The organism is Bacteroides nordii (genome assembly GCF_019930665.1).
GTDB lineage: Bacteria > Bacteroidota > Bacteroidia > Bacteroidales > Bacteroidaceae > Bacteroides > Bacteroides nordii.
Genome location: NZ_CP082886.1, coordinates 5,001,022 through 5,015,903, shown reverse-complemented (window position 1 = coordinate 5,015,903; position 14,882 = coordinate 5,001,022). Strand labels below are relative to the sequence as shown.

The window sequence follows — 14,882 nt, the reverse complement described above, 5'->3', positions numbered from 1 at the left end:
ATTATTTCTGATTTCTTCTCAGATATTCTTCGTAGGTCCTTTTCCAACGATTATGACTCCACAACCAATATTGAGGAGCTCGCTGAATAGTCGCCTCCAGGCGCCGGGCATAATCAACCGTTATTTCATAATTCGGGAAGGATTTGGGTTGATCGGTCATCAGGATAAACTCTGCATGATAATACCCTCTTCTTACTCTTTGTACATCTATATACACTACTACAGCATCGGTTGCTTTGGCAATGCCTTCTGCACCAACAAAGAATGAGGACTTATGATTCAGAAAGTCAGTCCACATATTCACAAAATTCCAGTTGGGAGACTGATCGGATATAAAGCCAATGATAAAACGCTTCTTTTGCTGTTTATAACGTACCAATTGACGTAAAGCCATGAACATCTCTATATTAACTGCACGAAAACGACTTCGCATTCGCAGGAATAGCTGATCAAAAGCCGGACTTTCCAATCGGTGATAAATCTGTCCTACCACAAGGTCTTTATCAATATCCAAATGTAAAGGTAAAGAAGCCACCCACTCCCAATTACAATAGTGCCCCAGATAAGCGACACAATCTCTATCCTTTATAATTTCATTTATCTTTTCCACACCACCAAAAGTCATCCGCCTGCGCATCTGCTCTTCACTCATAGAAAACAGCTTAATCGTTTCCACCATATAATCACAAAAATAATGATAGAATGCTTTCTCTATTCTTTGTATCTCTCCCAATTCCTTTTCAGGGAAAGATTCAATCAGATTTTTCCGAACAATCTTCCTTCGATAACGAACACAATAATAAAGTGGAAAATACAATAAGTCAGAGAATATATAGAGAAATCGCAACGGTAACAAAGAAGCAATAAACCAAAAGAAAAAAATAAAATAATACAAAACAGTTTTCATACACTTACTTATTTTTATGCTTAAAAACCCAACGAAGTAATATAAAATTTATCGGAACTGCAATAGCCAAAACTAAAACAGGAGCCAATACCTTTGAAATTCCTAAATACAAAAAGAGGTTCAGAAAAGACAAATGAATCAAATAGTTAATCAGATGACTTCCTCCGAAACCCAGGGCCTTCCTGATAGAAGGTGAACTATGGAAAGTAAGATACGAAGTGAGAAAGAAATTACAAATCAGGCTAATCAAATATCCCACTGTATAGGCAACATTTACATCAATCTTTGTTTGCAACAGATAGTACACCCCATAATGTAAACCCGAAGCTACTACTCCGACCACACAAAACCGAATAAATTCGTATCGCTTTTCTTTTGATTTCAACATTCCTTCCATTACCTTAGTCGTGTGTAGTCTTCGTGTCCGGTTCCTCCGTATCTTCATTATTCAATAAAACAGATTCAATATTATACCGGGGCCTATCTTTCACCTCAATATATATTTTCCCGATATATTCGCCCACAATGCCAAGGCTAATCAAAATGACAGCTCCCACAAACCAGACAGAAAGCATCAGTGAAGTCCATCCCGGCACCACATGACCAATCCAGAGTGAATGTAAGGTATAGACCAATACACCTAAAGTTATTAATAGAAACAATACTCCCACCAGAAGAATCATCCTCACCGGTTTCACAGAAAAAGAGGTAATACCGTCTATTGCGAAGTTCAGCATTTTATTAAAGGGATATTTGGACTCTCCAGCAAATCGCTCAACCCTATCATAATATACGGAGGTTGTATTATAGCCAATTAGTGGTACAATACCTCTAAGGAAAAGATTTCTTTCACGAAACTTACACAACTGCTCAATGGCTCTCTTACTCATTAGGCGATAGTCAGCATGATTATAAACCGACTTTATCCCCATAGCACGCATAAATTTGTAAAAACTCAAAGCCGTAAAACGCTTAAAGAAGGTATCAGAAGTTCTACTTTTACGTACACCATAAACGATATCAAATCCTTCTTTATATTTAATGACCATTTCTTCTATAACAGCAGTATCATCCTGCAAGTCGGCATCAATAGAAATGGCTATATCGCAAAACCTTCCGGCAACAGTAAGTCCCGCCATTAATGCATTCTGATGTCCTACATTACTGGCTAAATTGACCCCACAAATAGATTTGTTATTTGAATGAAGAGTTGAAATCAAAGACCATGTTCCATCTGTACTTCCATCATTTACGTAAAGAATAAAACTATTGGGTGTTATCAGTTTCCTGTTAATGAGCGCCTCCATCACCTTGGTCAAACGTTTAGTTGTTTCAACCAATACCGCTTCTTCTTTATAACAGGGAACAACAATGGCAAGTCTCATTTCTTCTTTACTTTTCCGGTTAATCAATCAACAGACCTTCCACTTTACTTATTATCTGCTCTGGTTTAATATTTCTCATACAAGCATAATCCCCGCGAAAACAGGGTTTCTGCCCATATACCGAACAAGGACGGCAAGATAAATCAAGCTGTACTGTATTGATTGGCAACTGTTTCCAGCCCATAAAACCAGCGTAAGGATGAGTTGCTCCCCAAACGGAAACCACCGGAGTATTTACCAATGAAGCCAAATGCATATTAGCCGAATCCATAGAGAGCATCACATCCAGATGGCTCATCAGATTCAGTTCCGTATTCATATTTAATTTACCGATCATAGACGTCACAGATGGGTACTTTGACATCCATGAATCAAAAACATTCTGTTCGTCCATGCCTCCACCAAACAGGAAAACTTTAACATCCGGACGTTGAGCAAAATGGGCGACCACTTTCTCTTGCAATTCTATAGGATATATTTTCCCTTCATGCTTGGCAAAGGGAGCAATACCTATCCACTTTATCCCTTTCTCTTTTTCTCCGGTTACAGGTTCTATTAAAGAAAAATCTCCTTTTCCTTCGCCATAGACAGAAGTAAAATTCAACAAAACCGGAAAGCCTAACTCCTCCAATACATCTGCATAGTGCCTGAAAGAGCTTTTCTGATTTTCCAATACCTTGTTATGACGCCGTACTAACTTCTTTTTCCCTTTTCGGCCCTTATCAATAAATGCTACCGGAACTCCGGACATTCTAAACCTTAAACGGATATATTTTGTACGCAGCACATTATGAAAATCAGCCACATAATCGAAATGAAGTTTCTTCAACTCCGAATAAAGTATATTCAATCCCCAAAGTCCTTTATGTTTACCGGTAAGATCTGCACTTATAAAATGTACATTGTCTGGTAAACCTTGAAAAAGAGGCTGTAGTACCCCGCGGCTCAACACAGTAATTTCATGCTGAGGGTACTGGGCTGCCAACGAATAGACTACCGGAATAGTCATGGCAACATCACCAAGTGCTGAGAAACGAATGATAAGGATACGGGCCATCGTTTATTTTTTAGCATAAAGCACCGGATTCAAAGCCGGATCATTATACATCTTCATCTGCTTATATACCTTCATGTATTTTCTGCCGGCCTCAATATCAGTCAACAATTGGTCAATAGCCGTTGACAGATCTTTCTGTTGTTCCAACAGAATAGAAAGTTTAGCAAGACATTGGTCATGGTGTTCTTTCGTTGTATCCGTGCGGTCTACTTCCTGCTGCATATGATAGATTTTCAAAGCAAGGATGGAGAGACGGTCAACGGCCCAAGCAGGACTTTCCGTATTAATCGTAGCGTTTGGCAGAGAAACAACATCTTTATATTTATCAAAGAAATAACTGTCAATCAATTCCACCAAATCCGTACGATCCTGGTTGGACTTATCAATTCTGCGTTTCAACTTCAATGCTTCTACCGGGTCAATCTGAGGATCACGGATTATATCTTCAAAATGCCATTGCACAGCATCAATCCAGTTCTTTAAATACAAATAATATTCAATCGTTTTCAACTCATATGGGTTATTCATCGGAGCATCCACACTATCTGTAATATGATAATCGCCGGTCGATTTCCCAAAAATGTCATTACAAAGGTTACTAAATGTCATAGTTATAATCATTTTAATGAATGTACAATAAGACAAAGCTAAAGAATTTTTCTCAGACGAACAATCCTTTCTTACTTTTAATTATACATCCATACTATAAACGCGCATTATAGCTTCATAGAACTTATCATAAGTCAATTCTTCCTGAAAATATTTTTTAGCCTGATCCCCCAAACGATTACGTGTTTCAGAATCCGAAATCAGCGTTGACAACGCCTGAGACAAAGCATCAACATCACCTGGTGCCACTAACCAGCCATTACTTCCATGCTTAATAAATTCCACTTGTGCCCCATTATCCGTCGTTACAATACATTTTCCTGCCTGCATAAATTCTATCGCAGTCAATCCGAAAGCCTCTTGACACAAAGAAGGAGCAACTCCGATATCAGCATCTGCAATAAGTGCACGCACTTTATCCGAATGTCCCAGAAATGCAACTTTATCAGCCAGCCCTTCTGAAGCCACAAGTGCTTTCAATCGCTCGATAAAATCATCCTGTCCCTTACCTATAATTACTGAAAAGAAATTAAGATGATGAAGTTTGCCTAATGCTGCAATCAGCTGAAGTATGCCTTTCGCCGGAACAACTCTCCCTACAAAAACAATCAACGGACACTCTTTAGCAATATGAAACCTTTCACGAAGGGTTTCCGACTTAACTATAGGTTCTATATAAGAAGGAATACTGTTGTGAACAACGATACTGCGTTCTTTAGGGAAACCGGGAACTGAACCTAAGAAAGTTTGTTCACCAAGCCGTGATACGAACACGATACGATTTATATGACGATAGGCCCAAAGATAGAGAGGATTATTTTTCCCTTTTTTAATAAGATGCCTCGTGAGAACAATCTTTGCTTTACTTCCGGAAATACGTTTGGCAAGAATAACAGTAAACATCTCTTTAAAGCAATGGATATGTATAATATCCGTAGGATGGCTTTTCAAATACTTACTTAACCGGATAACCGAGTAAAAATCTATAATTCCTTTGAAAGGTAACTGGTAATACTCCCCATCGATTCCTGCAACTCTCTGAGCTATAACAGAACTTTTCCGTGAGAAAAAGGTGACAGCATGCCTGTGACTCGTAGAAGCTACAGCCAAGTCATATATATATTGTTCACCTCCTCCCCAAACAGGAGATGCAAAAATCTGAATGATATTCATATTTATTTCTATCTTACAGCTTTAAAGCGAGTCGTCTTTGCCATCAGGCAGTAGTTTTTTACCTATCAAGTCCCGACAAAGATACTATTTTTTTTGTATTTTTGCCAAAAATGAAAAATGATATGAAAATTATTATAGACGACAAGATTCCTTATATACAAGAGGCTATCAAAAAAATAGCGGAGGAAGTTGTTTACATATCAGGAAAAGACTTTACACCAGAACTCATACGGGATGCTGACGCACTAATTGTCCGTACAAGAACTCATTGTAACCGCGAACTGCTTGAAGGTAGCCAGGTTAAATTCATTGCAACTGCAACCATCGGATTCGATCACATTGATACAGAATACTGTCGTACAGCTGGCATTACCTGGACCAATGCTCCCGGATGTAATTCTGCTTCTGTAGCACAATACATTGAATCCGTACTCTCGTTGCTGAAGATCACCAAAGACAAGAATCTCAGTGAAATGTGTATAGGCATTGTAGGAGTTGGAAATGTAGGAAGTAAAATAATTGAAGTAGCAAAGACACAAGGGATGCGCATATTGCTGAATGATCTTCCCAGAAAAGAGAAAGAAGGGAATACTGAATTTTGTTCTTTAGAACAAATAGCGCAAGAATGTGACATAATAACTTTCCACGTCCCTCTATACAAAGACGGAAAATACAAAACCTACCATTTGGCAAACGAATCATTTTTCCGTACTCTCAAACGCAAACCCATAATTATCAACACTTCCCGTGGAGAAGTTATTGATACAAAAGCATTACTGGAAGCCTTGCAAACAGGAGTCATTTCTGAAGCAATCATTGATGTATGGGAAAATGAACCCGCTATTAATCTTGAGTTATTGAATAAAGTAATAATAGGAACCCCTCACATCGCAGGATATTCAGCAGATGGAAAAGCCAATGCAACACGGATGTCATTGGACGCTCTCTGCCGGCATTTTGGTATAAAAGCCAACTATACCATCTCACCTATGCAACCAGAAAACAGGCTGATACAAGCTACAACTTTAGAGGAAGCTTTACTAAAAATATACGATCCGTGCCAAGATAGCAACCGATTAAAATCACATCCTGAACAGTTTGAACAACTTCGGGGAGATTATCCTCTGAGAAGAGAAAAAGAGGCATATATTATATCGGTTAAAATGGCGGAATAAAGTACGTATTTAACTATGTGTTAATTAGTATACTTTATATACAAAAAGTACGTACTTTTACAGGTATAAAGTACGTACTTCTGTTAGCATAAAAATGATAGTTAAGAAATTATGTTAATAAAGTTGTAAGGTTATGAGGAAATAAAGCATAGAGTCATTATATAGTTAATAAAATAAGCATTCACCACTTTTAATAAATCCGGAAATTATAATCTATTTAAATATCATGAAAAAACTTTTTTTACTTGCTTTTCTTCTTCTGAGCACTCTATCTGCAAACAGTAAGAAAGCCGGAGAATTTACTGTTTTGCAATGGAATATCTGGCAAGAAGGAACATCTGTACCAGGTGGTTACGACGCTATCATTAACGAAATTGTCCGTTTGAAACCAGACTTTGTCACCTTTAGTGAGGTCAGAAACTATAACAAAAGCAATTTTAGTGCCCGTGTCCTGTCTTCTTTGCGAGAAAAGGGATTAGCCTACTACTCTTTTTATAGCTATGACACCGGCCTACTAAGCAAACATCCCATTACAGATTCTCTGACTGTTTTTCCCGAAAACGGAGATCACGGTAGTATTTACAGACTATTGGCCACCGTTAACGGACGCAAGGTAGCCGTATACACAGCTCATCTGGATTATCTGGATTGTGCATACTACAATGTACGTGGATATGACGGTTCTACCTGGAAAGAAATTCCCAAACCTCAAACAGTGGAAGAGGTGTTAAAAGTTAATACAGACTCGCAACGTGATGATGCCATCAAACTATTCATTGACCAAGCCCATAAGGATATGGCCAACGGATATAGCATTATTTTAGGAGGGGATTTCAACGAACCTTCTCACCGTGACTGGTTGGAAACAAACAAGGATATGTACGACCACAATGGTATGGTTATCCCCTGGACAGTAACCACTCTACTTGAAGAGGCCGGATTCATTGACAGCTATCGTGAAATTTATCCTGATCCGCTTACACACCCCGGCTTTACTTATCCTTCGGACAATCTGTTAATAGCCCCCGAAAAGTTAACCTGGGCACCGAAAGCAGATGAACGTGAACGAATCGACTTCATTTTTTATCAAGGGAAAGGGCTACAAGCAGAAAAAGCAATTATATTCGGCCCTAAAAGTTCTATTGTGCGCAGTCAAAGAGTAAAGGAAACAACCAAAGATAAATTCCTCCTTCCTAAAGGAGTATGGCCTACCGATCACAAAGGATTACTGGTCACATTCCGCTTCACGGAATAAACAGAACAACAATCATATTATATATGCGAATCAGTAGTTGGTTATTGAGTTCAAAAACAGAAACGAGTCAAATGGCTTTGTATTTTCTACGTCACACAGAGTAATATTTATCTGATGAACGCAAATTAAAAGACTGTAGTTATTTACTATCTATTGGTTCCCTTTGCGAAAATCTGCATTAATCTGTGTTTCAATAAAGATTTAAACTCGGTGTTACTCTGTGATAAGTTTTGCTCATTTCCGATCAGAAATGAATAAAACTAACTCTTAACTGGTTTCAACTACTGATTCGCATTATATAATAATGTATATAAAATAACTATGCCAAGCACCTCAATAGATATTTTTTCAACAACTCAAAAGTTTCTCTATTACCTGCGGATAATATTCATATTCTAAAGAATGCACTTTCTTTGCCACATCGGCAGGTGAATCTTCGGGCAATACCGGGCATTTTGCCTGAAAAATAGTATTGCCTTCATCATAGTGTTCATTTATATAATGTATAGTAATACCACTTTCTTTTTCTCCGGCGGTCACCACTGCTTCGTGTACACGATCGCCATACATCCCCTTTCCTCCAAACTTCGGAAGCAAAGCAGGATGTATATTTATGATTTTATCGGGATAAGCATGCAAAAGTACATCAGGTACACGCACCAGAAATCCGGCCAAAACAATAAAATCAATATTATATTCACGCAATAAAGCTAAAATCTGCTCACCGGAAATCCAATCATCCTTCAAAAACACCTTAGAAGGTACTTTCAGGCGGTTTGCACGCTCTAAAACATACGCATCGCTCCTGTTAGAAAGTACCAATGCCACTCTAATAAAATCATTCTCCTGCAAATACCGGATGATATTTTCGGCATTTGTGCCAGAACCGGAAGCAAAAATTGCGATGTTTTTCTTCATAATCAGCCTATTCTCTGCACAAAACAGTGAAAAATGTGCAAAAGAATGCATTTATTTAATCAAATATTTGCGCAGAACGATAAATATTTATTCCTTTGCACCGCAAAATTAAAGAAATAAAACTAATTATTAATTAAAAACTTAAAGTTATGTCTGAAATTGCATCAAGAGTGAAAGCGATTATCGTTGATAAATTAGGCGTTGAAGAATCAGAAGTTACAACTGAAGCAAGCTTCACCAATGACCTGGGAGCTGATTCTCTTGACACTGTAGAACTTATCATGGAATTCGAAAAAGAATTCGGTATCTCTATTCCAGATGACCAAGCTGAAAAGATTGGTACTGTAGGTGACGCTGTATCTTATATCGAAGAACACGCTAAGTAATCGGATTTCATCAATATGGAATTAAAAAGAGTTGTAGTAACAGGCCTCGGCGCCATTACTCCCGTTGGCAATAGTGTACCCGAATTTTGGGAAAACCTGGTGAACGGGGTTAGTGGAGCAGGGCCTATTACTCATTTCGATGCTTCGCTATTCAAGACCCAATTTGCATGTGAAGTAAAAAACTTCGATGCGACCCAATATATCGACCGTAAAGAAGCACGCAAAATGGACCTGTATACACAATATGCTGTAGCAGTAGCCAAAGAAGCAGTTGCTGACTCTGGTCTTGATGTCGAAAATGAAGATTTAAATAGAATCGGCGTTATTTTCGGTGCAGGTATCGGTGGTATTCGTACATTTGAAGAAGAAGTAGGTAACTACGCCCTTCGTCAGGAAAATGGTCCAAAGTTCAATCCGTTTTTCATTCCTAAGATGATTTCGGACATTGCTGCCGGACAGATTTCTATTATGTATGGTTTCCACGGTCCTAACTATGCAACATGTTCTGCATGTGCTACTTCTACCAATGCCATCGCTGATGCATTCAATCTGATCCGTCTGGGCAAAGCGAATGTAATCGTATCCGGCGGTTCGGAAGCTGCTATCGCTGCTGCCGGTGTAGGAGGTTTTAATGCAATGCATGCATTGTCTACCCGCAATGACTCTCCGGAGAGTGCATCTCGTCCGTTCAGCGCAAGCCGTGACGGATTCGTTATGGGTGAAGGTGGCGGTTGTCTTATTCTTGAAGAATTAGAGCATGCCAAAGCACGTGGTGCAAAGATCTATGCAGAAGTTGCCGGTGTAGGTATGTCAGCTGATGCTCATCACCTCACAGCTTCACATCCGGAAGGATTAGGTGCAAAACTGGTGATGTTGAACGCACTGGAAGATGCAGAAATGGATCCGAAAGAAGTTGATTACATCAACGTACACGGAACATCTACTCCTGTAGGTGATATCTCGGAAGCTAAAGCTATTAAAGAAGTATTTGGTGACCATGCATTTGAGTTGAACATCAGTTCAACCAAATCAATGACAGGCCATTTATTAGGTGCTGCCGGTGCGGTAGAATCTATTGCAAGTATTCTTGCTATCAAAAATGGTATCGTTCCTCCGACTATCAACCACGAAGAAGGTGACAATGACGAGAACATAGACTATAACCTTAATTTCACTTTCAACAAAGCACAGAAACGTGAAGTTAACGTTGCCTTGTCCAATACATTTGGATTTGGTGGTCATAACGCCTGTGTTATCTTCAAGAAATACGCAGAGTAAAGCCGTGCTACGAAATCAAATAGACAAGATAAGACTGCTGTTCTGTAAGGACAGAGAGTCTTATCTTTGTTTTTATAGAATACTTGGATTCTATCCTCGCAACATCCATCTCTACGAACAAGCTCTTCTACACAAATCAACCTCTCTCCGTTCAGAAAAAGGACGGCCTTTAAATAATGAACGCCTGGAATTCTTGGGCGATGCTATTCTTGACGCCATTGTAGGAGATATCGTATATAAACACTTCGAGGGAAAAAGGGAAGGTTTCCTGACCAACACCCGTTCAAAAATCGTTCAACGCGAAACGCTGAACAAACTGGCCGTACAAATTGGCCTTGACAAACTCATAAAATACTCCACTCGCTCTTCGTCTCACAACAGTTATATGTATGGCAATGCCTTTGAAGCTTTTATCGGGGCCATCTATCTTGATCAGGGATACGAACGTTGTAAGTTATTTCTTGAAGAGAAAATAATACATCCGTATATTGATCTGGACAAACTGTCACGCAAAGAAGTAAACTTCAAATCTAAACTGATTGAATGGAGCCAAAAAAATAAGATGGAAGTCTCCTTTGAACTTATAGAACAATTTTTCGACAAAGAGAGCAATCCTGTATTCCAGACAGAAGTACGTATTGAGGGTATACCTGCCGGAACCGGAACCGGTTATTCTAAAAAAGAGTCCCAACAAAATGCTGCACAAATGGCGCTAAAAAAAATAAAGACGCCTGAATTCATGGCAAGTATAGAAGAAGCCAAAATACAAGCAATAACAGTTGTAACAGAGGCAGAAGAGAAGACGAAAGAAGAAATAGCAGAAATACCAGAACAAGAACCAGAAGTAATTACAGTAACAGAAAGTATAACGCAGAAAGAGCTCACCGAAGAGCATGAATTATCCGAAACAATATGAAAACTATAAAAGTAAAATTCGTTGATTTCTGGGAAAACTTTGATCCCCAACACAACTTCATAGCAAATATAATTTCTAAGAAATATCGGATTGAGCTTAGTGATACTCCTGATTATCTGTTCTTTTCAGTCTTTGGATATGAAAATATAGATTATCACAATTGTACTAAAATATTCTACTCCGGTGAAAACATCACGCCAGATTTTAATATCTGCGACTATGCCATTGGCTTTAACTTCCTATCATTCGGTGACAGATATATACGTATACCTTTTTACACAGCATATGGTGTACAGCAATTAGCAGCTCCCAAAGTGATAGTTCCCGAAGTGGTTCTTAACCGTAAATTCTGTAGTTTCGTAGTTTCTAATGCCAAAGGAGCTCCCGAAAGAGAACGTTTTTTCCAACTATTGTCAGAATACAAACAAGTGGATTCGGGAGGCCGCTATAAAAATAATGTAGGAGGTCCGGTTCCCGATAAAACTGCTTTTATCAAGGATTACAAATTCAATATTGCATTTGAAAATAGCATGTGTGACGGTTATACCACTGAAAAAATCATGGAGCCGATGCTTGTTAACTCCGTACCTATCTACTGGGGTAATAAACTTATTGACCGAGATTTCAACCCGGCTTCTTTCATCAATGTCTCCAGCTATTCTTCTTTGGAAGAAGCAGTAGAGCACATTGTCCGACTGGATCAGAATGATGATGAGTACCTTTCTCTATTATCTGCTCCCTGGTTTAATGAAGAGAATTATCTAAACTGGGAAGAACAACTGATAACCTTCTTCGATAATATCTTCGAAAAACCTCTATCCGAAAGCAGATATATTCCAACTCACGGGTATATCCAAACTTATCAATACAGATTGCACCGCATGATGAGAGATAAATTATTTCGTAAACGGATCAATCCACTGAAATGGTTTTCTTCGAAGTGAATATTTTATCCGAAACAGATTCCCATATGCCGTCCCTGAATCACCAGATCATGATCTTCTGTGACCAGCTTTAATTTCCCGGCTACCTCTTCCAAAGGAATAGATGAAATTTCATCACCTTTTAAGGATATCATACGTCCGAACTGTCCGTTGGCTATCAACTCTGTAGCATGTCCCCCCATACGTGTTGATAAATTACGATCGAAAGGAGTAGGCGAACCACCACGTTGGATATATCCTAAAACAGTTTCACGCGTTTCGATACCCGTTTCATATTCTATTTCCTGCGCAATATACTCCGCAGCACGTTTACGTCCATCAGTCTGGATGCCCTCTGCAACCACAACAATAGAGTAAGGCTTTCCTTTCTTCAGACGATTCAGGATCACCTCACCAATATTCTTTATGTTATAAGGAATTTCGGGTAAAAGAATAACATCACCACCACCAGCCATCCCGGAGTACAGGGCAATCCAGCCGGCCTTATGTCCCATTACCTCAATTACCATCACACGTTTGTGTGAACTGGCTGTAGAATGCAGACGGTCAATAGCATCTGTAGCGATGCTTACTGCAGAATCAAAACCAAAGGAAATATCCGTTCCCCAGATATCATTATCAATAGTTTTGGGCACAGAAACGATATTCAACCCCATAGCGGCAAATTTGGCAGCAGTTTTTTGTGTACCATTACCTCCGATACAAACCACACAATCAAGCCCCATCTCTTTTATATTCTGCTCAATCAAAGCCGGTTTATTAACATTCTCGGCTACTACCCCTCCCTTTTTGAATGGTTTCTCACGGGAAGTTCCCAAAATGGTACCTCCCATATTCAGTAAACCTGAAAGGGATTTATCGGTTATTAGTTCCACATCCTTAGTCAGAAGACCCTGAAAACCACTGTGAATACCGACGACTTCCATACCATAGTAGTTTATGGCAGTTTTACACACGCCACGAATCGTAGCATTAATGCCGGGACAATCGCCCCCCGAAGTTAAAATACCAATTCTCATCGCCGTTTTTTGTTCTAAAGTTCGGAACTAATCTCCCGTCTTTTAACTTTTAACTATTATTTCCGTCGTAAAGATAGAAAAAAAAGATAAATAAGGTTACATTTGTAGGCTTAAACATTACCCATTTAAAAGAGAAATGAATATCACAAAGATTATAAAGCAGGCGTTCAATTCCCGTTTAAAAGAAATAGACCTCTATGCCAGTCAGGCTGGCGAAATACAGCACCGTGTCATGACACGTCTCGTAACCCAGGCCGCTAACACTGAATGGGGAAAGAAGTATGATTATAAATCTATCCGAAATTACGAAGACTTCAAAAGCCGCATACCTGTACAGACCTACGAAGAGATAAAACCCTACGTAGAACGTCTTCGTGCAGGAGAACAGAATCTGCTCTGGCCTTCGGAAATTCGTTGGTTTGCCAAGTCTTCGGGAACCACCAACGACAAGAGTAAATTTCTTCCCGTAAGCAAAGAGGCCCTTCAAGACATTCACTACCGCGGAGGAAAAGATGCAGCCGCCCTCTACTTCCGGATAAATCCGGATAGCCGTTTCTTTTCAGGCAAAGGATTAATTCTCGGTGGAAGCCATAGTCCCAATCTAAACTCCAACCACAGCCTTGTAGGCGATTTATCTGCCATCCTCATACAAAATGTAAGCCCTCTCATCAACCTGATACGTGTTCCCAGCAAGAAAATAGCTCTGATGAGTGAATGGGAAAGCAAAATAGAGGCGATTGCCAACAGTACAATTCCCGTCAATGTGACTAATCTCTCCGGAGTACCGTCATGGATGCTGGTATTGATTAAAAACATCCTTCAAAAGACAGGGAAACAATCATTGGAAGAAGTATGGCCCAATCTGGAAGTGTTCTTCCATGGCGGCGTAGCTTTCAACCCTTATCGTGAGCAATACAAGCAGGTCATCCAATCTCCGAAAATGCATTACGTAGAGACTTATAACGCCTCTGAGGGATATTTCGGGACACAAAATGACCTCTCCGATCCCGCCATGCTATTGATGATTGATTACGGAATATTCTATGAATTCATGCCTCTCGAAGAGGTTGGCAAAGAATTTCCACGTACCTGTTGCCTGGAAGAAGTAGAACTGAACAAGAATTATGCAATGATAATCTCCACTTCCTGCGGATTATGGAGATACATGATCGGTGACACAGTAAAATTCACCAGTAAGAATCCTTATAAATTCATTATTACCGGACGGACCAAACATTTCATCAATGCCTTTGGAGAAGAGTTAATAGTAGACAATGCAGAAAAGGGATTGATAAAGGCCTGTGCAATGACAGGAGCACAAGTAAGTGATTATTCCGCAGCACCGGTATTCATGGATGAGCACGCCAAGTGCCGCCACCAATGGCTGATAGAATTTGCAAAAATGCCCGATTCCATCGAGAATTTTGCTGCTATACTGGATACTACTCTCAAAGAGGTGAACTCTGATTACGAAGCAAAACGCTGGAAGGACATTGCTTTGCAACCACTGGAAGTAATTGTAGCCCGCAAAGGATTATTCCATGATTGGTTGGCTAAAAAAGGCAAATTAGGTGGACAGCATAAAATCCCCCGGCTAAGCAATACGAGGGAATATATAGAAGAAATGCTGGAACTGAATAAAGCATAACACATAGAATTGCGTGCATCCGGGATGTACGCAATTTTTGTATACGGCAAGCAATTCTTTTCCCGGTAAAGAGCAATGTCCGAGATGTACATGTGGTACAGCACGAGATGCACATGTCGTACTGTACCACATGTGCATGTCAGACAGTACGACATGCACATCTCGTCCATCATTCTGTTACGGCATTCTATAAGTTCAATACATACTTATCT

The 14,882-nt window shown here is 39.5% G+C and carries 15 protein-coding genes; 7 read left to right on the top strand and 8 right to left on the bottom strand.

The features are described from left to right. Window position 1: 1 nt before the first annotated feature. The 6 genes from K8P02_RS19410 to K8P02_RS19385 all read right to left on the bottom strand — a co-directional run bounded on the left by K8P02_RS19410 (window position 2) and on the right by K8P02_RS19385 (window position 5,131). On the bottom strand, window positions 2–907 hold the full coding sequence (locus K8P02_RS19410) for a lysophospholipid acyltransferase family protein (RefSeq protein WP_025866587.1): 906 nt from the start codon (window positions 905–907) through the stop codon (window positions 2–4). A 4-nt stretch (window positions 908–911) separates the two neighbouring features. Continuing rightward, window positions 912–1,295 (bottom strand): GtrA family protein, encoded by a 384-nt coding sequence (locus K8P02_RS19405; protein WP_044157850.1) that lies wholly within the window; start codon window positions 1,293–1,295, stop codon window positions 912–914. Window positions 1,296–1,308: 13 nt separating this feature from the next. Then, window positions 1,309–2,292 (bottom strand): glycosyltransferase family 2 protein, encoded by a 984-nt coding sequence (locus K8P02_RS19400; protein WP_025866585.1) that lies wholly within the window; start codon window positions 2,290–2,292, stop codon window positions 1,309–1,311. Between the two features lie 19 nt (window positions 2,293–2,311). Further along, the gene (locus K8P02_RS19395; RefSeq protein ID WP_025866584.1) at window positions 2,312–3,349 is read right to left on the bottom strand and encodes a glycosyltransferase family 9 protein; all 1,038 of its coding nucleotides are present in this window, start codon (window positions 3,347–3,349) and stop codon (window positions 2,312–2,314) included. Between the two features lie 3 nt (window positions 3,350–3,352). Then, window positions 3,353–3,958 carry a DUF4254 domain-containing protein gene (locus tag K8P02_RS19390; protein ID WP_002558686.1) on the bottom strand — a complete coding sequence of 202 codons (606 nt, stop codon included), beginning with the start codon at window positions 3,956–3,958 and terminating at the stop codon, window positions 3,353–3,355. An 81-nt stretch (window positions 3,959–4,039) separates the two neighbouring features. Continuing rightward, on the bottom strand, window positions 4,040–5,131 hold the full coding sequence (locus K8P02_RS19385) for a glycosyltransferase family 4 protein (RefSeq protein WP_002558685.1): 1,092 nt from the start codon (window positions 5,129–5,131) through the stop codon (window positions 4,040–4,042). Window positions 5,132–5,253: 122 nt separating this feature from the next. Between K8P02_RS19385 and pdxB the strand changes: the two genes are divergently transcribed. Both pdxB and K8P02_RS19375 read left to right on the top strand, forming a co-directional pair. Beyond that, window positions 5,254–6,306, top strand: a complete 1,053-nt coding sequence (pdxB, locus tag K8P02_RS19380) for a 4-phosphoerythronate dehydrogenase PdxB (RefSeq protein ID WP_025866583.1) — start codon at window positions 5,254–5,256, stop codon at window positions 6,304–6,306. 226 nt (window positions 6,307–6,532) lie between these two features. After that, a complete protein-coding gene (locus K8P02_RS19375) occupies window positions 6,533–7,561 on the top strand; it encodes an endonuclease/exonuclease/phosphatase family protein (protein ID WP_025866582.1) in 1,029 nt (342 codons plus the stop codon). Window positions 7,562–7,909: 348 nt separating this feature from the next. Here the strand turns inward: K8P02_RS19375 and purN are convergent, their stop codons facing one another. Then, window positions 7,910–8,530 carry a phosphoribosylglycinamide formyltransferase gene (gene purN, locus K8P02_RS19370; RefSeq protein WP_007483361.1) on the bottom strand — a complete coding sequence of 207 codons (621 nt, stop codon included), beginning with the start codon at window positions 8,528–8,530 and terminating at the stop codon, window positions 7,910–7,912. Between the two features lie 98 nt (window positions 8,531–8,628). On the opposite strand from purN, the gene K8P02_RS19365 reads away from it, so the two are divergent. Genes K8P02_RS19365 through K8P02_RS19350 form a run of 4 tightly spaced genes read left to right on the top strand, consistent with a single transcriptional unit; the run spans window position 8,629 to window position 12,003 of the window. Then, the gene (locus tag K8P02_RS19365; RefSeq protein ID WP_002558672.1) at window positions 8,629–8,865 is read left to right on the top strand and encodes an acyl carrier protein; all 237 of its coding nucleotides are present in this window, start codon (window positions 8,629–8,631) and stop codon (window positions 8,863–8,865) included. Between the two features lie 15 nt (window positions 8,866–8,880). Next, complete coding sequence (gene fabF / locus K8P02_RS19360; protein WP_002558671.1) at window positions 8,881–10,143, top strand: beta-ketoacyl-ACP synthase II; 1,263 nt, start codon at window positions 8,881–8,883, stop codon at window positions 10,141–10,143. A 4-nt stretch (window positions 10,144–10,147) separates the two neighbouring features. After that, window positions 10,148–11,059 carry a ribonuclease III gene (gene rnc / locus K8P02_RS19355; RefSeq protein WP_025866581.1) on the top strand — a complete coding sequence of 304 codons (912 nt, stop codon included), beginning with the start codon at window positions 10,148–10,150 and terminating at the stop codon, window positions 11,057–11,059. Then, window positions 11,056–12,003, top strand: coding sequence for a glycosyltransferase family 10 domain-containing protein (locus K8P02_RS19350; protein ID WP_002558669.1), 948 nt, complete (start codon window positions 11,056–11,058; stop codon window positions 12,001–12,003). The genes rnc and K8P02_RS19350 overlap by 4 nt, the downstream gene beginning before the upstream one ends. Window positions 12,004–12,008: 5 nt before the next feature. Here the strand turns inward: K8P02_RS19350 and K8P02_RS19345 are convergent, their stop codons facing one another. Continuing rightward, the gene (locus K8P02_RS19345) at window positions 12,009–13,022 is read right to left on the bottom strand and encodes an ATP-dependent 6-phosphofructokinase (RefSeq protein ID WP_002558668.1); all 1,014 of its coding nucleotides are present in this window, start codon (window positions 13,020–13,022) and stop codon (window positions 12,009–12,011) included. Between the two features lie 136 nt (window positions 13,023–13,158). Here K8P02_RS19345 and K8P02_RS19340 point away from each other — a divergent pair, with 136 nt between their 5' ends. Beyond that, window positions 13,159–14,670 (top strand): GH3 auxin-responsive promoter family protein, encoded by a 1,512-nt coding sequence (locus K8P02_RS19340; RefSeq protein WP_002558667.1) that lies wholly within the window; start codon window positions 13,159–13,161, stop codon window positions 14,668–14,670. Window positions 14,671–14,882: the final 212 nt, after the last annotated feature.